This is a genomic window from Pseudarthrobacter sulfonivorans (assembly GCF_014712225.1).
Taxonomy (GTDB): Bacteria; Actinomycetota; Actinomycetes; order Actinomycetales; family Micrococcaceae; genus Arthrobacter; species Arthrobacter sulfonivorans.
Window position 1 is genome coordinate 298,599 of the sequence record NZ_JACXBW010000002.1, and the last position, 18,679, is coordinate 317,277.

The following is an 18,679-nucleotide window of genomic DNA, read 5'->3' on the forward strand; positions in this document are numbered from 1 at the left end:
CTGGTCAAAAACCCGCGTTAATTGATAGAGCGTCGGGCGCCGAACCGCCGCCGTGGATGCATCAGCCCCCGTGAACCGGACGCGCGGATCGGGTTGTCCCTCCCACAACAGCTGCTCACCTTGGCGGAGAAGGGGAAGAATGCGGCTTCGTGGGTCGCTCATGCCCGAAGTCTTGCAGAGCCCCTGCCCCACGGGAACGGGCAGCACTGCCGAAACATCGGGACCGGGATTCTCCATAAAGCTCTTATTCGAGTCTGGACAGGCTCAACAGGGCCCGCCGGACAGGCGGCACCAGCCAGGCAACAGTGGCAACCGCTATGACACCGCCGGCAATGAGTACCACCGGCACGGCGTCAAACGGTTCCGCGCCGCCCGTCTGGGTTGCAGCGGAGGTGACAACCGCTGATGGCGACGCCGCCGGCGACGGTACGGTGACCGCCGTCGGGCCCGCCGAAGCACTGGGAACTGCCGCTGCCCCCGGCACTCCCGCGGCCGCAGGCTCGGCGGGCATGACTTCCTCCGCAGCAGCGGGGGCCTCCGCGGCCGGGGCGTAGTATCCGTCCGTTTGCGGCGGGACGTAGGCGGGAGCCGGCACCGGTGCGGGCTGCGGGGCTGCCGGTACCGGTGCAGGCTGCACCGGCACGGGCTGGACCGAACCCGGCTGGACGGGAACAGGCTGGATCCAGGGCTGCTCCACGGTGGGGACCGGAGGAGTGGGAACATAGGTGGGTTCCACCGGCGCCGGTTCGGGTTCCACCGGGACCTTGCCGTCGTTCGGGTCGTAGCAGTACCGGATGCCGTCGGACATCCAGCACACATACTCGGCATATGCCGGGGCGGGTGCCAGAAGCATCGCGCCTCCGGCCATCAGCGCCACCGCGGCTGCGCGCCGCAACATCATCAATTCCACAATAGTTTCCCCCAAAACAGTGGCCGGCCAGCGGCGATGCTCCGATCCTACCGCCACAATCCGGGCAGGCTCAGCCGCGACTGAGAACGCCGTGGAGCAAACCTAGGACCTCGCTCAGCATGGGTAAGGGAAGTGTGGCCGTTCGTTAGAGCTGTCCGGCCCGCATGGCTGCGATGACGCCGCCATCCATGAGGAGGTCCGAGCCGGTGATGAAGGCGCCTTCGGGACCGAGGAGGAACGCCGCAGTGGTAGCCACTTCGGCTGGGGTGCCCATTCGCCCGGCGGCTGAGGTCCGGATCATAGAGCGGTAGCCTTCGGCGAACGGTCCGGACATCTCGTCCTGGGCGAGCGGGGTCGAGATGATGCCGGGGCTCAGGGAGTTGATGCGTGCCCCGCGCTCACCCCAGGTGGTGGCTGCCGCCTGGACCCGCAGGGCGTTGGCGCGCTTGGCGAGGGTGTAGGCGGCACCGGAGTCGCCTACTTTCTCGGCGGCGAGGAAGGGCAGGTTCAGAAGTTCTGCCGTCGGAGTGAACGCCAGTGCGTGTTCGACCTCCCGGGGGTAGCCGTCGCCCATGTGGCCGGCCATGCTGGAGATGACGATGCCCGAGCCGCCTGCGGCGATGACCCGCCCGAATTCTTCGAGGACGTACGCGGTGCCGAGAAGGTCAACGTTCAGCACCCGGTCTGTGGTTGCCTGGACCGGGGAAACCCCGGCGGCGAGGACGACGCGGGTGACGTCTCCCAGCGATGCGGCGGCCTGGGCCAAGGCGGTGACGGCGTCGTGGTTGGAGATGTCGATCGGGTGGGTGGAGACCTCGTAGCCTTCGCCGCGGAGCTGATCGGCGACGGTGTTCATGGTTTCCTCGCTGTAGTCAGCGAGGAGGACCTTTCGGCCGATGCCGGCCGCGCGGCCGATCGCTACTCCGATGCTGCCTGAGCCGACGATGACTGCTACTTCTGCTGCCATGGGGGTTTCCTTAACTTTCGTTTGGTTTTGGGTTGTCGTTAGAAGGTTCGTGCCGGGGAGTGGTTGGCTTTCCACACACCGCCGATGCGGACACATACCCGTGCACGGCGGCCTGATCCATTAGATAAGTCAGCCATTCAGGGTTCTCCAAGAAGTCTTGGTGGCGGGGAGGGACGGGATGAGAAAGCGCTTCTGCGTCCCTCCGTTATCCAGTCAACCGCCCTGCCCGAATCCGAGGTAGTGGCTGGTGTTCCATGTAATAGCAGTACCTCCCACCAGCCACTTGTTCGCGCGTACCGTGGAAAAGGTGAGCAACAACAGTGACGTGAGCGAATTCCTGAAATCGCGCCGTGCCCGGATCACCCCTGAAATGGCAGGACTGCCCGTGTACGGGGGCCTGCGCAGGGTGCCCGGGCTCCGCCGCGAGGAACTCGCAGCAGTGTCCGGGATGAGCATTGACTACTACAACAGGCTCGAGCGCGGAAACCTCACCGGCGTTTCCGACAGCATCCTCGAATCCCTCGCACGTGCCCTCAAACTCGACGACGCCGAACGCACCTACCTCTTCGACCTCGCCCGCGCATCAAACCTCAAGCGGCCCCGGCAACGCCGGCGCAGCCCGCAGAAACTCAACCCCGGCATCCAGCACCTTCTGGACGGCATGACCGGAATCCCGGCCTTCGTCCAGAACGGCCGGCTCGATGTCCTCGGCATGAACGACCTGGCCCGTGCGCTGTACCACCCCAACGGCGACGAGCCGGAGCGGCCCCGGAACTTCGCGCGCTTCGTCTTCCTGGACGCCGGTTCCCGTGAGCAGGTACCCGACTGGGAATCAACGGCCCAGGACGTCGTGGCCATCCTTCGGCAGGAGGCCGCCCGCGATCCCCACAACCGTGAGCTCACCGACCTTATCGGAGAGCTTTCCACCAGGAGCGAGGACTTCCGGACCATGTGGGCCGCGCAAAACGTCCGGCTCCACAGCACAGGGGTGAAGCCCTTCCACCACCCCGTCGTCGGCGACTTCGAACTGGCCTTTCAGGCCATGCAACTGCCCGGCGATGAAGGCCTCACGCTCATCGCCTACAGTGCCGAACCGGGCACCCCGGGCCACGACGCACTCAACCTGCTCGCCACCTGGAACGCCACGGTCCGCAGTGAAACGCGACTCAAGACGACGGACCGGTCTGCGCGCCGCGCCTGAAGAGCCCCTTGAACAGGATGGTCCGGCACAAGGAGGACCTGCACCCTGCCGTCGCTTCCTGGCTGGCTTATAGACTGCTGTGGCATGCGTCCCTCGATTATTAGGAGAAGCTCGTGAATTACAGCGGAAGCCCGTCCGAAAAGTCAGTAGCAGCCGGTGACCTTGACCGCAGCCATATCGGTCAGAGTGTGAGCTTTCAGGCGAACGACTTCACGGTTGTCTTTGGAACCATCGCCGGTATCGCCCGGACGGACGCCCAGGTGTACGTGTCCCTCCAAGGAGTCGGCGGCGGCACCCACCTGAAGGACGAGTACGACCTGCCTGTCGGTCACAACGTCTATCTGCAGATGGACCCGTTGAGCAGTGCAGGGAAGTCCCTTTCGGAAGTGGAACGGATGCTCAAGGAGAAGTTTGACGAGATCAAAAACAACCTCCGGGACCGGGATCAGAAGTCTGATTCCCAGTAATTAGCCCTTGCACAGGAGGAACTCCGCAGCGCTCCGCTGCGGAGTTCCTCTTTGCCAGAGCTTCTAGATCGCCGGCCGCGGCAGAAGAGCCTAGTGCCTCATCATGTGCGGAAATCCCTTGCCCGGGTTGAGCAGTCCCTGCGGGTCGAGCGCGTCTTTGACGGCCTGGTGCATGCCAATCACCCGCGGTTCCAGTTCGGCGGCGGCGCCCGGCAGCTTGAGCAGGCCCACACCGTGTTCCCCGGTGACGGTGCCGCCCAGGGCCCGGCAGTCCTCGACGATTTCGTCGAAGGCGGCCTTCGCCCGGGCCTTCGCCGGCAGGTCACCCTCGGGGGCAATGATGAGCGGATGCAGGTTTCCGTCACCGGCATGGGCAATATTGGCAATGACAAGATCATGCTTCGCGGCCGAGGCCTGAATCCGGGACAGCATCTCCGGAACAGCTGACCGCGGCACACACACGTCCTCGGTCAGGACCGGTCCGAGGCGTTCGAGTGCCGGGTAGGCCATGCGCCGGGCCAGGAACAGCCGGCCAACCTCTTCCGGGTCAACCGCCTGCTCAACGTTCACTCCCCCGGAGGCTGTGAAGATTGCTGCCACGCGGTCCGACGACTCGCGGCCCGCCTCCCCCGGTTCATCCACCTTGGCCAGCAGCAGGACGTGCGCGTCCCCCGGCAGGCCGAGCTTCAGCCAGTCGTCCACCGCCCGCAAACAGGTCCGGTCGATCAGTTCGAGGGCGGCCGGAATGATCCCCTCCGACGAGATGGCAGCGACGGCGGCACCCGCGGCTGTCAACGATGGGAAGTATCCGATGATGCCCTGCTCCACCCGGCCCGCCAGCGGCAGAAGCTTAACGATCACTTCGGTGATGATGCCCAGCGTTCCTTCAGACCCCACCATCAGCCCGGTCAGGTCATACCCTGTGACACCCTTCGCGGTCCGGCGGCCAAGGTGGACAATCTCCCCGTCGGCGAGGACCACGGTCAGGCCCAGCACGTAATCGCGGGTCACGCCATATTTCACGCAGCAGATGCCGCCGGCGTTGGTGGCGGCGTTACCGCCGATGGTGGAGATGCCCGAACTGGCCGGATCCGGCGGGTACCAGAGGCCGACGGCGGCCGCAGCCTCCCGCAGGGCATCGTTGATAACGCCGGCCTGTGCCACCGCGTAGCGCTCATCAACGTTGATCTCCACAACGTCTGTCATGAGCTCGAGTGAGAGGACGATGCAGTGGCGCACGGCGTTGGCTCCGCCGGAAAGCCCCGTCCCGGAGCCCCGGGGAACAATGCGGATCCCGTGCTCACGCGCATAATTCACGACGGCGGCGACTTCCGCCGTCGTGCTCGCCAGGACTACCGCGAGCGGTGCTTCAAAAGGTGCCCACTCGGCGTCGTCGTGGCTGTATTTCCGGAGGGAAGGGTCATCGGTGAGGACCTTCCCTCCAGGCGCCAACGCACCCAGGTCGCGGGAGAGGATGTCCGGCAGCACCGCGGGCTCAATCATGTGCAGTTCCTTTGCAGTTCGACTTTGCGTCTGTTCCTGTCAGCCTGTCGCCTGGGCACAGGAGTCGTCCGTCTCTCCGACCCTAACGGAACCGTCCTGCCACGTGACGGTGACCAGCCCGCAGTTGGGGAACCCGCCCGGCAGGATGTGGTCTGGCGCGATCCGGCGGAGCAGGGTTCCCAGGACCACACCATGCGTGACCACCAGGACGTCGCCGGCACCGGTTGCGGCGGCCTGTTCAGCTGCCGCCAGCAGGACCCCCAGTCCCCTCGTCAGCCGGACGCGCACCTGCTCGGCTGTTTCTGCCCGGCGGCTCGGATCATGCTTGTGGACCGAGTCGATAACGGTGTCATACCCTCTGGCCGTCATGCGGGGCCAGTCCGGAGAGGCCGGAACGTAGCTATAGCCGTGATCCCGGAAGACCGGCCCCCAGAGGGACGCGTTGGGCTGTCCCTCCCACCCGCCGAAATGCCACTCCCGCAGCTCCGGCATCTCCGTAACGGCCAGGTGCGGGTGTCCGGCGAGTGCTGCCGCGGCCGTGGTGCGGGTCCGGGTGAGATCGCTCGTAAAAGCCGCGGCCAGCGGAACATCCCGCAGCCGCTCTCCGAGGGCGGCGGCCTGGCGCTCGCCCCGCTCGGTGAGCGGGGAATCGCACCAGCCCTGCAATTGCCCGTTGACATTGAACAGTGTTTCCGCGTGACGGACTAAATGGATGCGGGCGTCCGGCATCAGACTTTGTCGAGGTCCGAGGCAAGCAGCGCGGTGATCTCGTCGGCCACGCGTTCGTCGTCGGACCCCTCCACGGTGATGACCACCTCGTCGCCGTGCCCAATTCCCAGGCTCAGCACGGACAGGAGGCTGTCCGCATCCACCGTGCGGCCCTTTGCCGTGAGGGTGACGTCGTGGCCGGAGCTGCTGGCGGCGTTTGCCAGGATCGAGGCCGGGCGGGCGTGCAGCCCAACGGAGGAAGCGATGGACGTGGTGCGTTGTGCCAAGGGAAGGCCTTTCAAATTGGTGATGTAAAGCAAGATGTCTTATTCGGGTGCAGCACGGGCGATGTGGAGGGCAAGGAACGCGACTTCCTCGTTGGGCAGCAGGACTCCGTGCTTGCCCTGGACGAAGTCCCGCACCCGCTCGGCCGAGGCGACGGCACGCGGGTAACGCTTGCTCAGGCTGTGGAACAGGAAATCATCCTCGCTGCGCAGGAGCCGGTCGGTGAAGAACCTCTCCACCAGATACTGCAGGTGTGCGATGAACCGCGCCGAGTGGAGGTCCTCGCGGTTGAGCTGGATGGCGGCGGTGTGGGAGACGATGGTGGTGATTTCCCGGATGAGCTGGACGACGCGCAGGGAATCGACACCTTCCCTGCCCACCTCGGCGTTGGCGAGATGGAAAGCGATGTTGGCTGCTTCGTCGTCCGGGAGGGTCACGCCCAGCCGTTCCTGCATCGCGGCGAGCGCCCTGAGACCGACCGCGTAGTGCTGGGGATAGACGGTCCGCATCTCCCACGCCAGGCGGTTGACGATCTTGAGGCCACGCCGCTGCCGGTCGACGGCGAAGTGCAGGTGGTCTGTCAGCGCCAGGTAGATGTGCGGGTCAAGATCCAGGCCCTCGGTCTTGGCGTCGTCCACAATGCTGCGGGTGAGGTCGACGAACTCGGCCGGAATCTGGGCCAGCAGCTCCACCAGGTTGCGTTGGTCCGCGTCGTCGAGGGCAACGAAAACCCGTTCACCCTCAGACGCCGCGATCTGAGCTCCGGCTTTTTGTCCGTAGCCGATGCCTTTTCCCAGCAGGACGCGTTCCACACCGCGGCTGTCCTCCACGAGCACAACGCTGGAGTTGAGCACCTTCTTAATGGTGTGCACTCGAAGGTCCTCCAGCGTCGTGCTTGACTCCGCAATCAGGCAAGGTCGGCGCCGTTGGACGCGATGACCTTCTGGTACCAGTAGAAGGAGTCTTTCCGCAGCCGTTCCTGGGTTCCATGCCCAAGGTCGTCCTGATCCACATAGATGAAACCGTACCGCTTGGAGATCTGGGAGCTGGAGGCGGAGATCAAATCGATCGGTGCCCAGCTCACGTAGCCCTTGAGGTCCACGCCCTCTTCCACGGCCTGGATCATCTGCTCGAAGTGCGCGCGGAAATAGTCGATGCGGTAAGGATCGTGGATCTTGCGGTCTTCGGTGAGCTCGTCGCGCATGCCGAGGCCGTTCTCCACGATGAACAGCGGTTTGCCGTACCGGTCGTAGAGGTCAATGAGCGCGATCCGCAATCCGACGGGGTCGATCTGCCAGCCCCACTCGCTGGAGGGCAGGAAGGGGTTTTTGACGCCGAGGACAGTGTTTCCGGGGGTCCGCTCGGCGTCGGGCCGCACCGACTCGGTCATGGACATGTAGTAGCTGAAGGAGATGAAGTCCACCGGGTGTTCCCGGAGCAGCTCCACGTCGCCTTCCTCGAACGGAATCTTCACGCCACGCTGCTCCAGCGCCCGGAGGGCCAGCCGCGGGTATTCGCCGGCGGCCTGCACGTCTGTGCACAGGTACAGCAGCCGTTCCTTGGCCTGGGTGGCCGCGACGTCGTCCGGGTGGCACGTATTCGGATACGTGGTGAGCATCGTGAGCATGCACCCCATCTGCGCATCCGGGGAGATCTCCCGCAGCATCCGGGTCACTGATGCGGAGGCCACGAACTGGTGATGCAGCGCTGTGTAGCACGCCTGCTCCAGGTCACCCTCAACGAGCTCTTCGATGATGCCGCCCGAGGTGAACGGGTGCCGGATGATTCCGTCGATCTCGTTGAAAGTCAGCCACATCTTAACGAGGTGGCCGAAGCGTTCGAAGCAGGTCTTCGCGAACCGTTCGAACAGTTCAATGGTGCGGCGCTCCACCCAGCCGTTGTGCTTAAGTGCCAGGGCCATGGGCGGGTCGTAGTGCGAGAGCGTCACGAGGGGCTCGATGTTCAGCCGGCGCATCTCCGTGAACAGTGCTTCGTAGTAGGCGATGCCTTCTTCGAGGGGCTCGAGTTCTTCGCCGGTGGGGTACAGCCTGGTCCACGCGATGGACACCCGCAGGGTGGTGAATCCCATCTCGGCGAACAGCGCAAGGTCTCCGGGGTAGCGGTGGTAGAAGTCGATGCCCCGGCGCTTGGGGTAGTACTCGACGTCGTCATCCTCCAGCGCCGCCTTGATGCCGGCAACGGTGTAGGCGTGGTGGAGCGCGTACTCCCGGGGGTCGGCGTTCGGCTTGTAGGAGGACACGTCCGAGACAGCCGGTCCGCGGCCGCCCTCGCGCCACGCGCCTTCGACCTGGTTGGCGGCAAGGGCGCCGCCCCATCGGAATCCTGTGGGAAGCGTCATCAGACGAGCTCCTTCTCTTTAGCCTTGGTTGTCAGGAGTTTCTGGCCGGCCTTCACGCGGCCTGAGTCCTCCACGGTGACGTTGTAGTCTTTCGAATTCACAATGAGGACCGGGGTGGTGGTGTCGTAGCCGGCGGTGGTGATTGCCTCCAGGTCGACATCGAGCAGCAGCGTCCCCACGTCCACGCGGTCCCCTACGGCGATGTGGGCGGTGAACGGTGCCCCGTCCAGCTGGACGGTGTCGATGCCAACGTGGATGAGGATTTCGACGCCGTCATCACCGCGGATGCCGATGGCGTGCTTGGAGTCCATCAGCACCGTCACGGTTCCGGCGATCGGGGAACGGACGGTGCCGTCGGTGGGACGGATCGCCACGCCCTCCCCGATGATGCCGGCCGAGAAAACGGAGTCATCAACGTCCGCGAGCGGCACGATGACGCCCGTCATGGGGCTGGCCAGGTGCCCGGAACCTTCAGCGGGTTCTTTGACGGCGTGGCTGTCGCCGAGCACACGGAGCGTTCCGGAATCGGAGTCGCGCCAGAGGATCGCGGCGAGGGTGAAGGACACGATCAGTGCGATACCCAGGCCGATCAAAGCATTGATGAAGTTCCAGGGGTTGGCAGCCTCAACGAACATCGAGATGCTGCCCACGCCCGGGCCGACCACCGCGAAGCCGGAGACCTGGGTGAGCCCGAGGTAGGCACCCGCTGACATGCTGCCGATGATGACGGAGATCAGGACCTTGCGGTTCTGCAGCGTGACACCGTAGAGCGCGGGCTCGGTGATGCCGAAGAGCGCGGAGACGCCGGCAGAAAGGGCCGTGGCGCGAAGCGTGGTGCTTTTCGTCCGGAGGGCAACTGCGAAGGTGGCGCCTGCCTCACTGAGGTTATGGGCCAAGGACGCGACCAGGTAGAAGGATTCCTTGCCGGCACTGGCCATTGTGGCGATGGTCGGCGGGATGAAGGCCTTGTGCATGCCGACGGAGATGATCAGCGGGAGGACGCCGGCGAGCAGCATCACGGCCACCCAGCCAAAGGTGCCGTACAAGGCGATCAGGGCAGCGGTCAGCAGGACGCCCAGCTGGTAGCCCAGGGGCCCCAGCAGGAAAATGGTGGCCGGAACCACGATGATGATGCACATCAGGGAAACGAAGAACACCCGGATGGGGCCCGGAGTGATCCGGGTGAAGAAGCGCTCCACGACGCTCAGCAGCAGGACCGCCAGGATGGACGGGAAGACCTGTGCGTTGTAGGGCACTGCCGGAACGGCGAGTCCAAAGAGGTCCACGCCACCTTCCCGCGTGGCAAGGGCCGTGAAGGCGGGAAAGACCAGGACGCCCACGATGCCGAGGGCGAGCGGCCGGTTCACATCGAGCTTTTTCGCTGTTGTGTATGCGACCAGCAGCGGGAGGAAACCGAAGATGGCGTCGGGGATGGCCGAGAGGACCTTGAAGTCATCGCTGGTTGGGCTCATCCAGCCCACGGCGGCGGCAAGGACCAGCAGGGATTTGAAGATGCCCGCACCGGCGATGGCCGGAATGATCGGAGTGAAGACGCTGACGATGAAGTCCATCACGGTGGATCCGGCGTGCTTCCACGACAGGGGACGGCGTTCCTGCGGAGCGCCTGTTCCCGTTTGGCCGCCGCGCAGCTTCTCGACGGCATCGAACACCTCAGCAACTTTGCTGCCGACGATGACCTGCGTCTGCGGCCCCTTGACGACGCCGATCACGCCGGGGATAGCTTTCAGGGCTGCCTCGTCCGCCTTGCTGTCGTCCGCCAGGGCGAACCTCAGCCGGGTCGAGCAATGCTGCAGCTTCGACACGTTACCGGCCCCGCCAACGTGTTCCAGGATCGCCTTCGCGTTCTCCTGAGTACTCATGGATCCTCCTTTGGATTCAAGGGACAAACACGCTCCGATGCGCTTCCGGGCACAAAAAAAGGACCCGACTCTGCTCTACGAGCTTTGAGTCGGATCCTGCCTGCACTACCAGTCACATGTCCTTCAGGAAGGGTAGCGGCATTGCTGCAACAGCGTCAAGCCGACGGCGAGACTCACCTAGATCGGCCGGCCGCCGTCGTGAATTACGACGGCGGCCGGCCGCACTTTGGGCCACGCGGCTCAGCCGAACAGCGCCACCACCCGCGTCAGGGTTTCGTAGACCCCGTAGGCCAGCGGCACGCCGACGAGGGCCCAGGCCACGGCCAGTCTTCCGGTGGACGCTTTCACAGGCGCGTGCGCGCCGGGGGTGTGTGCTGTGCTCATCTCAGGCCTCCATGGCAGGTTCGTACCGACCGCGTTCGGGGCGGGGTTCGTGGAATCGTGCCTCGACCGGCTTGACCAGCAGGTTGGCCACGAAGCCGACCACCAGCAGCCCCACCATAGTCAACAGCGCCGGCTGGTAGGACGCGGCGTCCAGCTGCCCGGGTTTGCCTTGGGCGTCCAGGAAGGCGTTGACGATCAGCGGCCCGGCGATACCGGCAGCAGACCAGGCGGTCAGGAGCCGGCCGTGGATGGCGCCCACCTGGAAGGTCCCGAAGAGGTCCCGCAGGTAGGCCGGGACCGTGGCGAAGCCGCCGCCGTAGAAGGAGATGATGATGAACGCCAGCGCCACGTACAGGAACGTTGTGGTGGAACCGGCCAGTGCCAGCACCGTATAGAGCACCGCGCCGACGCCGAGGTACACCATGTAGATACGCTTGCGGCCGGTGACGTCGGAGGTGGCGGACCAGGCGAAGCGGCCGGACATATTGCCGATCGAAAGCAGCCCCACGAAGCCGGAGGCGACGGCGGCACTGACCAGGGACACGCCGTCGGACTGGCGGAAGAAGTCCTGGATCATCGGCGCGGCCTGCTCCAGGATGCCGATGCCGGCGGTGACGTTGCAGAAGAGGGCGATCCAGACAAGCCAGAACTGCCTGGTTTTGATGGCGTTTTTGGCGGAGACGTTGTCCGTGGTGACCAGCGGGGCAGTCTTGACCTTGGCGGGATCGAACCCCGCGGGCTTCCAGCCCTCGGCCGGGACCCGGATGGTGAAGGCACCGAAGAGCATGTACACGAGGTAGACGACGGCGAGGGTCAGGAAGAGCTTCCCCACCGCATCGCCGCTGGCCACCCAGCCCTGGGCACCGGAGTTGGGATCGTACATCTTCAGCAGCGCGGTGGAGACGGGGCTGGCGATGAGCGCGCCGCCGCCGAAGCCCATGATGGCCATACCGGTGGCCAGGCCCGGCCGGTCCGGGAACCACTTGATCAGGGTGGACACCGGCGAGATGTAGCCGATGCCCAGGCCGATGCCACCCACAAAGCCGTAGCCGAGGTACACCAGCCACAGCTGGCTGGTGAAGATGCCGAGCGAGCCGATGAGGAAGCCGCTGGCCCAGAACACGGCAGAGGTGAACATTGCTTTGCGCGGGCCGTTCGTGTCCACCCAGGTGCCCATGATCGCGGCCGAGAGGCCCAGCATCACAATGGCGATGGAGAAGATCACACCAATCTCGGTCAGGCTGGCCCCAAAATGCTTGACCAGGGCCGTCTTGTAGACGCTCGTGGCGTAGGCCTGGCCGATGCAGAGGTGGACGGCGAGCGCCGCGGGCGGCACCAGCCAGCGATTGAATCCCGGCGGGGCAACAGTTCGTTCACGGTCCAGCCAGCCCATATTTGCTCCTCTTGCCTGTTCGAAGACATCGGTGTCCAGCGATCTGGAGGCGGAAAACCCTTGACGGGCGAACGCCTCCGGCAATCATGATGCAAATACTAAGCAAACGTACGATTCATGCGGTGAGCGGCGGCAGATTCACGGCAAACGGTCGCTTTGCGGCACGGCGCTGTCCCACCAGTCCAGCACCCGGGTCCCGTGGAAGGTGAGCCACCTGGACGGTTCACCGGGGGCAGCATCCACTTCGAACCAGACACGGCCGGGGTGGCGCCGCTCCTGCAGCCACCTCCCGTCCGCCTCCCGGCCGGACTGCACCACCGCGATAGCCGCTGCCAGCCGCGGATCCGGGGCGCCGCCGTCGTGCAGTGCCGCGGCCCGGAAGTAGTCCGCCGCGTTGAGCGCGCTGTAGAACCAGCGGAACGGGTACACAAACCGGGCCACCCACGGGCCCACGAGCTCCCCCGTCGACAGCGTGTACAGCAACTGGCGCCGCAGCAGGTACTCCTCGCCGGAGGTCCGGGCGGCACGCAGCTCACTGCTGCCACCGGTGGCGGCCTCGTAGTAGAGCAGTCCGTTCAGCACGTTGAGCGTGGAATGGAACGAAGAACGGCCGGACCCCTCCACCCACTCACAGTTCCAGCCGCCGTCGGCCAACTGATGGTCCAGGAACCACTGCGCGAGGCCGGTCACCTCCGCTCCCAGCCACACCCCGTTGGCCAGCGTGAAGGCGTTGATGCAGCAGTCCACCTCGCCGCCCCAGTAGGGCAGGTCCTCATACTCCCAGCGGCTGTTCGCGGCGAGGAGCCCGGCGGTCCCGGTGAGGGCGGCGGCGTCCAGTCCCCAGTCGCGGAGGGCATTTAGGGACCAGGTGGTGGCGGTGTACGGCTGGCCTGCGCCGTCCGCGACTTCCGGGCCCTCGAAATCGAAGTCCTTGGGGAAGTACGCCCCGCCTGCCCACTGGCCGTCGGGGTCCTGCAGTGCGAGCAACCGGGCTCCGAACCCCTCGGTGGCAACGCGGGCACGCGTCGCCTCCCAGACCTCCGGCGGCTCGCCGGCAAGGTCGCGCTGGACCTGCCAGCGCAGCGCGGGGTCGGAGTCAAGCATCCAGTCGAGAAGGGCGGGATCCACGGCCATAGCGGGGAGACTAGCACGGGGCTGGCCCCGAACCATCCTGACGATCGACGGCGGCCCCGCCTAGCGCGGGCTCCGGGCTGGCCGGACCATCCGGAGCTGCGGCAGTTCTTCCCACTCCGGCGGCAGCAGGCTCCTCGCCCCATCAGGGCGGAAGCCGTGCTTGCGGTAGAACGCCTGCGCCCGGGGATTGTCATGGAGCACCCACAGATAGGCGGGTGAATCGCCGACGGCGGCACTCATCAGTGCCGCGCCGAGTCCCGTTCCGTGGGTGTGCCGGAGCGTAAAGATCGAATAGAGTTCCAGCTCCTCGGGCCCGGGATCATCCCGGCCCGGGCCGGCGTCCGCCAATCCCACAATGTGGCTGTTGCCGTCCACGGCAATGATCCGCGGGTCGGCAGCTGCGAGGTGGGGACGCCGCCGTTCCACGCGTTCGGGGATGCTGGCCCTTCGGCCGCGGAAGAACTCCGGGGAGAGCAAGTGCCCGTAGCTCTCTTCGTGGGCGATTGTATGAAAGAGCACCACGGCCATCGCGTCCTCGGGCGTGGCCTGACGCAGCTGATAATCCATCCGGTCAGCCTAAGCTTTCGGTGCCACCTAGGCAGGTGTTGCGCCGGGCGTTTCCGGAACCTTGGATGGTTCCTCCACGTCCTGGATGACCTCGTTGTGCCGCAGGAACCACGGCTTGAACGGCGGGTCAAAACGGGCAAACCGTGGCGGCCCCACGGCCGTCAGCCCTACGATCTTGAGCGCCGCCTGGAGCCCTTCGTTTCGGCGTGCAAAGGCCGCCCCGGTGCCGCTGCCCGAGAAGCGGACGACGGCGGCAAGCGAACCCGGAACTGCCCGGATCCCGACGTCCGGGTTGGTCGGAACAGGAGCAGTTTCCGCCGTCGTGCCGGCGGGGAGCACAAAGGCGATCACAAACTCAGCCGGCGCATCGCTGCCCGGCAACGGGCCGCTCTGGACCACCGGCGCGGTCATCGCCAGCTTTTCTGAAGGTCCACTTTCCTGGATGACTGGAGCAGTCATCGCCAGCTTCTGCCGGGCGGTGTTGCTGCCGCTGATGTAGTTAAACAGATGCCGGAAGGCGGCGTAGCCGGCCCGGTTAAACATCGCATTGACGTGCACCTCGGCGACCACGTGCCCGGGATAACGGCGCAACTCGAAGTGCGGATAACTGTGAACCAACTCGTAGGGCTGCTGTTCCGTCATGGCTTCAGACCCTACGCCCGTCCGGCGCGGGCGGCCAGAGACCCGCACCTCTTTCGCTTCGAAAGACCCCTAGACATGTGACTAATTAGTCACCTATTCTGGAGGTGTGGACGCCGTATTCAAGGCCCTCGCAGACCCCACCCGCCGGGACCTGCTCGATGAGCTGTTCCGGGAGGACGGGCAGACCCTCCATGCACTCGAGGCCCGCTTCGAGATGACACGCTACGGGGTCATGAAGCACCTCAAGCTGCTCGAGGATGCCGGCCTGGTGGTGACCCGCCGTCGGGGCCGCGAGAAACTCCACTTCCTGAATCCGGTGCCCATCCGGCTGATCCACGACCGCTGGGTGAGCAAATACGCCGAACCATGGGCCGCTGGCCTCAGCGACCTCAAAACCAGATTGGAAAGTCCCATGGAAAAGATCTTCGAAATCTACATCAAGACCACCCCGGAACGGCTCTGGGAAGCCATCACCGACAGCGAGATCCGCAGCAAATACCAGTTCGGAAACTCCATCGAATCCGACTGGACCCCGGGCGGGCGGTTCGAGATGGGCAACCCCAAAGCCGGGGCGCTGCTGGGCGAAGGCGAAAACCTCGAAGTCGACCCTCCGCGCAAGCTCGTCCAGACCATGACCGCGCTCTGGGGCGAGGACGTCAAGGCTGAGGGCACCTCCCGCATTACCTGGGAGATTGAACCGGTGGGCGACTCCTGCCACCTCACCGTCACCCACGACCAGCTCCGCGAAGGCGCCAACGAACAGCTCTACGGCGGCTGGCCCATGATCCTCTCCGGCCTGAAGACCTGGCTGGAAACGGGCGAGAAGCTCACCACCCCCGGCTCCCTCATGTACACCTAGGGCGAGGTGCGGCACCCAACCCGAGTGCCGCCGTCGTACTGCCCTGCGCGGGTGCTCGTCAAGTGCCCTTCGGCCACGCCCTATTGCCCCGGACTACCGGGGAACCAGCCGCCACAGGGACGTGACCTCGGCCGCGCGCGCCCCGAACAGAGGATCGTTGCGGTCCGACGCCTTCGGATGCGTGGGCTTGGTGTCGAGCCGTTCCATTACCTTCAGCCCGGCCGCCTCGATGGCGGCCAGCAGATCCTCACGCGACCGCAGGCCAAGGTGCTCGGCCAGGTCGGAGAGGACAAGCCAGCCCTCACCGCCCGGCTCCAGATGGTCGGGGAGTTCGGTCAGGAAGCGGAACAGCATCCTGCTCCCGGGGTCGTAGACGGCGCTGTCCAGGCTGGAGTGCGGCGTGGCCGGAATCCAGGGCGGGTTGCACACGATAAGCGGTGCCCGTCCGGGCGGGAACATGTCGGTCAGGACGGCCTCGGCACGGTCCTGGACACCGAGGTTCCGGAAATTCTCCGCGGCGCAGGCGATGGCACGCGGTTCGTTGTCCGTCGCGACCACGCGGCGGACGCCACGGCGTGCCAGGACGGCAGCGAGCACCCCGGTGCCGGTCCCGACGTCGAACGCCAGCGTGTCAGAGGGCAGCGCAGCGGCGGCCACAAGATCCACATACTCGCTCCGGGTGGGGAAGAACGTGCCATAGTGCGGGTGGATGCGGGCCTGCAGGGCATCGACGTAGACGCCGTTCCGCCGCCACTCGTGGGCGCCAATGGCCCCGACAAGCTCATGCAGGGACACCACCGACGATTCGCCGATGTCACCGTATGCTTCAGCGGCGGCCTCCCGGATATCCGGTGCGCGGCGCAGCGGCACCACCGGGCCCGGATCAAGAGGAATCAGTACCAGGCCGAGGATGCGTGCACGGTGCGAGCGGGACTGGCGGTGCCGGTAGAACTGATCGGCCGGAGTTCCTGCGCTCTTCTTTCCGGCACCCAGCCGCCGGTCCAGGGCGTTGAGGATCTGCCGTGCGTTGTGGAAGTCACCGTGCCAGAGCATCGCGATCCCCTGTGACGCCATCCGGTTCGCATCATCAGCCGTGAGGGAGTCGTCGACCACCTCCACGCGCGTCGGCGCCGGCCTGCCGTTCGCCGAACGCCAGCGCGCGGCCATGCTCTCACCGGCCTGGACCCAGGTCACGACGGCGGGCCCGTCCACCGCAGCTGTGCGCGAGGGTTTGAGGACCGGCGTCGGGATTCCCGCGGGAACTGGCGTGTCAGTACTGATAAGGGATCCATTCCAAGAGATTGGGGGCCGATCGGAGACTGACGATTGCGGCGGCGATTCGACGACGGCCAAGGCTACGGCCCAGGATTCCAGCCCGTCATCCGGCGCGAACCGAGCTTGGTCGATGCCGCTGGAGCCCTTGAACCTACCTTGTCAGGATACAGGGGTAGGGATCCGATTCCGGAGTCCGTCCGGGGGCCCGTCAGCCCTCTGTGTCACCGACCGCGACGTGGACCTCGTGCGAGACGGCAGTGCCGTGCTCCACTGTCCGTGACACCGTGCAGTACTTCTCGTGGGAGAGGTCCACCAGCCGTTCCACGATGCCGGCGGCCTTCTGCCCCTCCGCCGTGTCGGGAAATGCCAGGTTGAAGGACAGATGCAGCCCGTCCAACCGGTTGGCGCCGTCCTCCACCACTTTGTGGCCGGTTGCCGAGACCTGGAACCGCGTGGGCTCGGCGCTCCGTGCCGTCACCGTGTCCACGTCGATGGCCGAACATCCGGCGATCGCCGCCAGCAGCAGCTCTACAGGGCTCAGCAGCCCTTCACCGTGGCCGAATTCAAGTTCTGCGCCGGCAGCATTGCGCACCACGTAACGGGCCGTGGCCGTCCGGGTCAGCTCGACGGAACGCAGCGTGGGGTTGTCGTTTTCACTCATTGGACCATGATGCCACCGGCAGGCACGGCGCTTCCGTGCGCTGTGTGCCGGCGGGGTGCAGAATGATCCCCATGGACGTGCAGGCATCGGCCCCGGGCACGGGAAAACTGCGGCGCAGCATCACACTGGGCCAGCTCATCTTCTTCGGGCTGGTCTTCATCGGGCCCGCCGCCGCTGTGGGGATCTTCGGCACCCTGGATGCCAAATCGTCGGGCGCCGTCGCAACGGTCTACGTCGTTGCCACCCTGGTCATGGCGTTCACCGCTCTCAGCTATATGCGCATGTCCCGGGAGGTGCCGCGGGCCGGTTCGGTATTTGCGTACGCGGGAAAGGGCATCGGCCCGCGGGCCGGCTACGTGTCCGGCTGGATGATCCTGCTGGACTACCTGCTCATTCCCTCCGTCGCCTACATGTTCACGGGGATCGCCCTCAACTCTTTGTTCCCGGCCGTCCCCATCTGGGCGTTCGTGGCGGCCGCGGTCCTGGCCACGACCGCCCTCAACCTCGCGGGGGTGCAGCTCGCGTCCAGGGTGATCACCGGCGTCGTCCTCTTGGAGGTGCTGGTCTTGTTGGTGGTGCTGGTTTGCGGCGCCTGGGTCCTGGCGACCCACGGCGCCACGCGGCCTTGGCCGAGCCCCTTCACGGGAGTGGGCGGATTCTCCACCACCGCCGTGCTGGCGGCCGTCTCCGTGGCCGTCCTGTCCTTCCTTGGCTTCGACGCGCTGGCCACCTTCGCGGAGGAGGCCAAGGGCAGCGTCCGGATGGTTGGCCGGGCAACGATGCTGTGCCTGGTCATCGCCGGCGTCCTGTTCGTGGCGCAAAGCTACGTTGGCGCGTTGCTCTCCCCCACCACCCCGGCGGAGCTTGCCGCCGACCCCGGGCTCGAAGGCGCCGCCTACTACAACGCCGTCGGGACCAGCATCGGGCCGTGGCTGCACTGGCTGCTGGCCCTGTCCAAGGCGGCCGGCGCCGCGTTCGCCGCCATGGTGGGGCAAGGCGCGGGCAGCCGAATCATCATGGACATGGCCCGCGAACGCCGGCTACCCGGCGGGCTGGCGAAAGTCTCGGTGCGGACCGGGGTGCCGGTGCGCAGCATCATGCTCACCGCGTCCGGAAACATCATTGTGGCTGTGTGGGCGGCAACCCGCGGCGACGGCCTGGACATCCTCAGCTCGGCCGTCAACGTCGGGGCCCTGACGGCGTTCATCCTGCTGCACGCGTCGGTGATCGGCTACTTCCTAATCAAGAAGCTCGGCGCCGGTCCTGGAAACTGGTTCCTTCATGGAGCAGTTCCCGCCGTCGGCGCAGCCTTGCTGGTAGTGGTACTGGCGTCCGCCACCCCCATTGCCCTGGCAGCGGGACTTGTTTGGTTTGTTCTGGGGCTCGGGGTGGCCGCGATCATGTACCGGCGGCGGACCGGCGCTGAATCCGGTGCCTAACGGACCGGAGGGCTGCTTCCTGAACGTCAGGGTGTTTTGTTGACA

At 65.8% G+C, this 18,679-nt stretch carries 19 protein-coding genes; 4 read left to right on the top strand and 15 right to left on the bottom strand.

What is annotated here, in order from left to right:
• Positions 1-244 precede the first annotated feature (244 nt).
• On the bottom strand, positions 245-898 hold the full coding sequence (locus IAQ70_RS03680) for a hypothetical protein (RefSeq protein ID WP_190987961.1): 654 nt from the start codon (positions 896-898) through the stop codon (positions 245-247).
• Positions 899-1,055: 157 nt separating this feature from the next.
• A complete protein-coding gene (locus tag IAQ70_RS03685; protein WP_190987962.1) occupies positions 1,056-1,877 on the bottom strand; it encodes an SDR family oxidoreductase in 822 nt (273 codons plus the stop codon).
• A gap of 307 nt (positions 1,878-2,184) precedes the next feature.
• On the opposite strand from IAQ70_RS03685, the gene IAQ70_RS03690 reads away from it, so the two are divergent.
• Both IAQ70_RS03690 and IAQ70_RS03695 read left to right on the top strand, forming a co-directional pair.
• The gene (locus tag IAQ70_RS03690) at positions 2,185-3,078 is read left to right on the top strand and encodes a helix-turn-helix transcriptional regulator (RefSeq protein ID WP_190987963.1); all 894 of its coding nucleotides are present in this window, start codon (positions 2,185-2,187) and stop codon (positions 3,076-3,078) included.
• 113 nt (positions 3,079-3,191) lie between these two features.
• Positions 3,192-3,545: a hypothetical protein gene (locus IAQ70_RS03695; protein WP_190987964.1), complete on the top strand. Its 354-nt coding sequence runs from the start codon at positions 3,192-3,194 to the stop codon at positions 3,543-3,545.
• 90 nt (positions 3,546-3,635) lie between these two features.
• Here the strand turns inward: IAQ70_RS03695 and IAQ70_RS03700 are convergent, their stop codons facing one another.
• The 11 genes from IAQ70_RS03700 to IAQ70_RS03750 all read right to left on the bottom strand — a co-directional run bounded on the left by IAQ70_RS03700 (position 3,636) and on the right by IAQ70_RS03750 (position 14,400).
• Entirely contained in the window at positions 3,636-5,048 is a 1,413-nt protein-coding gene (locus IAQ70_RS03700; protein ID WP_190987965.1) for an FAD-binding oxidoreductase, read from the bottom strand.
• A gap of 39 nt (positions 5,049-5,087) precedes the next feature.
• Complete coding sequence (locus IAQ70_RS03705) at positions 5,088-5,777, bottom strand: histidine phosphatase family protein (RefSeq protein WP_190987966.1); 690 nt, start codon at positions 5,775-5,777, stop codon at positions 5,088-5,090.
• Positions 5,777-6,043 carry an HPr family phosphocarrier protein gene (locus IAQ70_RS03710; RefSeq protein ID WP_190987967.1) on the bottom strand — a complete coding sequence of 89 codons (267 nt, stop codon included), beginning with the start codon at positions 6,041-6,043 and terminating at the stop codon, positions 5,777-5,779. Before IAQ70_RS03710 ends, IAQ70_RS03705 begins: the two co-directional genes overlap by 1 nt.
• A 39-nt stretch (positions 6,044-6,082) precedes the next feature.
• Complete coding sequence (locus IAQ70_RS03715; RefSeq protein WP_190987968.1) at positions 6,083-6,913, bottom strand: PRD domain-containing protein; 831 nt, start codon at positions 6,911-6,913, stop codon at positions 6,083-6,085.
• 35 nt (positions 6,914-6,948) lie between these two features.
• Complete coding sequence (locus IAQ70_RS03720; RefSeq protein WP_190987969.1) at positions 6,949-8,400, bottom strand: glycoside hydrolase family 1 protein; 1,452 nt, start codon at positions 8,398-8,400, stop codon at positions 6,949-6,951.
• Entirely contained in the window at positions 8,400-10,280 is a 1,881-nt protein-coding gene (locus IAQ70_RS03725; RefSeq protein ID WP_190987970.1) for a beta-glucoside-specific PTS transporter subunit IIABC, read from the bottom strand. The genes IAQ70_RS03720 and IAQ70_RS03725 overlap by 1 nt, the downstream gene beginning before the upstream one ends.
• Positions 10,281-10,520: 240 nt before the next feature.
• Complete coding sequence (locus tag IAQ70_RS03730) at positions 10,521-10,664, bottom strand: MFS transporter small subunit (RefSeq protein ID WP_190987971.1); 144 nt, start codon at positions 10,662-10,664, stop codon at positions 10,521-10,523.
• 1 nt (position 10,665) lies between these two features.
• Positions 10,666-12,057, bottom strand: a complete 1,392-nt coding sequence (locus IAQ70_RS03735) for an OFA family MFS transporter (protein WP_190987972.1) — start codon at positions 12,055-12,057, stop codon at positions 10,666-10,668.
• Between the two features lie 138 nt (positions 12,058-12,195).
• Positions 12,196-13,191, bottom strand: coding sequence for a prenyltransferase/squalene oxidase repeat-containing protein (locus IAQ70_RS03740; protein WP_190987973.1), 996 nt, complete (start codon positions 13,189-13,191; stop codon positions 12,196-12,198).
• A 60-nt stretch (positions 13,192-13,251) separates the two neighbouring features.
• Positions 13,252-13,758: a GNAT family N-acetyltransferase gene (locus IAQ70_RS03745; RefSeq protein ID WP_190987974.1), complete on the bottom strand. Its 507-nt coding sequence runs from the start codon at positions 13,756-13,758 to the stop codon at positions 13,252-13,254.
• A gap of 27 nt (positions 13,759-13,785) precedes the next feature.
• Positions 13,786-14,400, bottom strand: coding sequence for an SOUL family heme-binding protein (locus tag IAQ70_RS03750; protein ID WP_190987975.1), 615 nt, complete (start codon positions 14,398-14,400; stop codon positions 13,786-13,788).
• A 106-nt stretch (positions 14,401-14,506) separates the two neighbouring features.
• Between IAQ70_RS03750 and IAQ70_RS03755 the strand changes: the two genes are divergently transcribed.
• On the top strand, positions 14,507-15,259 hold the full coding sequence (locus IAQ70_RS03755) for an ArsR/SmtB family transcription factor (RefSeq protein ID WP_190987976.1): 753 nt from the start codon (positions 14,507-14,509) through the stop codon (positions 15,257-15,259).
• A 93-nt stretch (positions 15,260-15,352) separates the two neighbouring features.
• Here the strand turns inward: IAQ70_RS03755 and IAQ70_RS03760 are convergent, their stop codons facing one another.
• Complete coding sequence (locus tag IAQ70_RS03760) at positions 15,353-16,426, bottom strand: methyltransferase (protein ID WP_190988093.1); 1,074 nt, start codon at positions 16,424-16,426, stop codon at positions 15,353-15,355.
• A 316-nt stretch (positions 16,427-16,742) separates the two neighbouring features.
• On the bottom strand, positions 16,743-17,195 hold the full coding sequence (locus IAQ70_RS03765; protein ID WP_190987977.1) for an OsmC family protein: 453 nt from the start codon (positions 17,193-17,195) through the stop codon (positions 16,743-16,745).
• Between the two features lie 71 nt (positions 17,196-17,266).
• Here IAQ70_RS03765 and IAQ70_RS03770 point away from each other — a divergent pair, with 71 nt between their 5' ends.
• Positions 17,267-18,634, top strand: a complete 1,368-nt coding sequence (locus tag IAQ70_RS03770) for an APC family permease (protein ID WP_190987978.1) — start codon at positions 17,267-17,269, stop codon at positions 18,632-18,634.
• The last annotated feature ends 45 nt before the right edge of the window (positions 18,635-18,679 follow it).

What these genes read in the sequence shown, in the direction of transcription:
- IAQ70_RS03705 (WP_190987966.1), bottom strand. Translation starts at nt 5,777, where the DNA reads ATGCCGGACGCCCGCATCCATTTAGTCCGTCACGCGGAAACACTGTTC.
- IAQ70_RS03770 (WP_190987978.1), top strand. Translation starts at nt 17,267, where the DNA reads ATGGACGTGCAGGCATCGGCCCCGGGCACGGGAAAACTGCGGCGCAGC.
- IAQ70_RS03730 (WP_190987971.1), bottom strand. Translation starts at nt 10,664, where the DNA reads ATGAGCACAGCACACACCCCCGGCGCGCACGCGCCTGTGAAAGCGTCC.
- IAQ70_RS03745 (WP_190987974.1), bottom strand. Translation starts at nt 13,758, where the DNA reads ATGGATTATCAGCTGCGTCAGGCCACGCCCGAGGACGCGATGGCCGTG.
- IAQ70_RS03735 (WP_190987972.1), bottom strand. Translation starts at nt 12,057, where the DNA reads ATGGGCTGGCTGGACCGTGAACGAACTGTTGCCCCGCCGGGATTCAAT.
- IAQ70_RS03760 (WP_190988093.1), bottom strand. Translation starts at nt 16,426, where the DNA reads ATGGCCGCGCGCTGGCGTTCGGCGAACGGCAGGCCGGCGCCGACGCGC.
- IAQ70_RS03685 (WP_190987962.1), bottom strand. Translation starts at nt 1,877, where the DNA reads ATGGCAGCAGAAGTAGCAGTCATCGTCGGCTCAGGCAGCATCGGAGTA.
- IAQ70_RS03680 (WP_190987961.1), bottom strand. Translation starts at nt 898, where the DNA reads ATGTTGCGGCGCGCAGCCGCGGTGGCGCTGATGGCCGGAGGCGCGATG.
- IAQ70_RS03765 (WP_190987977.1), bottom strand. Translation starts at nt 17,195, where the DNA reads ATGAGTGAAAACGACAACCCCACGCTGCGTTCCGTCGAGCTGACCCGG.
- IAQ70_RS03750 (WP_190987975.1), bottom strand. Translation starts at nt 14,400, where the DNA reads ATGACGGAACAGCAGCCCTACGAGTTGGTTCACAGTTATCCGCACTTC.
- IAQ70_RS03740 (WP_190987973.1), bottom strand. Translation starts at nt 13,191, where the DNA reads ATGGCCGTGGATCCCGCCCTTCTCGACTGGATGCTTGACTCCGACCCC.
- IAQ70_RS03720 (WP_190987969.1), bottom strand. Translation starts at nt 8,400, where the DNA reads ATGACGCTTCCCACAGGATTCCGATGGGGCGGCGCCCTTGCCGCCAAC.
- IAQ70_RS03725 (WP_190987970.1), bottom strand. Translation starts at nt 10,280, where the DNA reads ATGAGTACTCAGGAGAACGCGAAGGCGATCCTGGAACACGTTGGCGGG.
- IAQ70_RS03700 (WP_190987965.1), bottom strand. Translation starts at nt 5,048, where the DNA reads ATGATTGAGCCCGCGGTGCTGCCGGACATCCTCTCCCGCGACCTGGGT.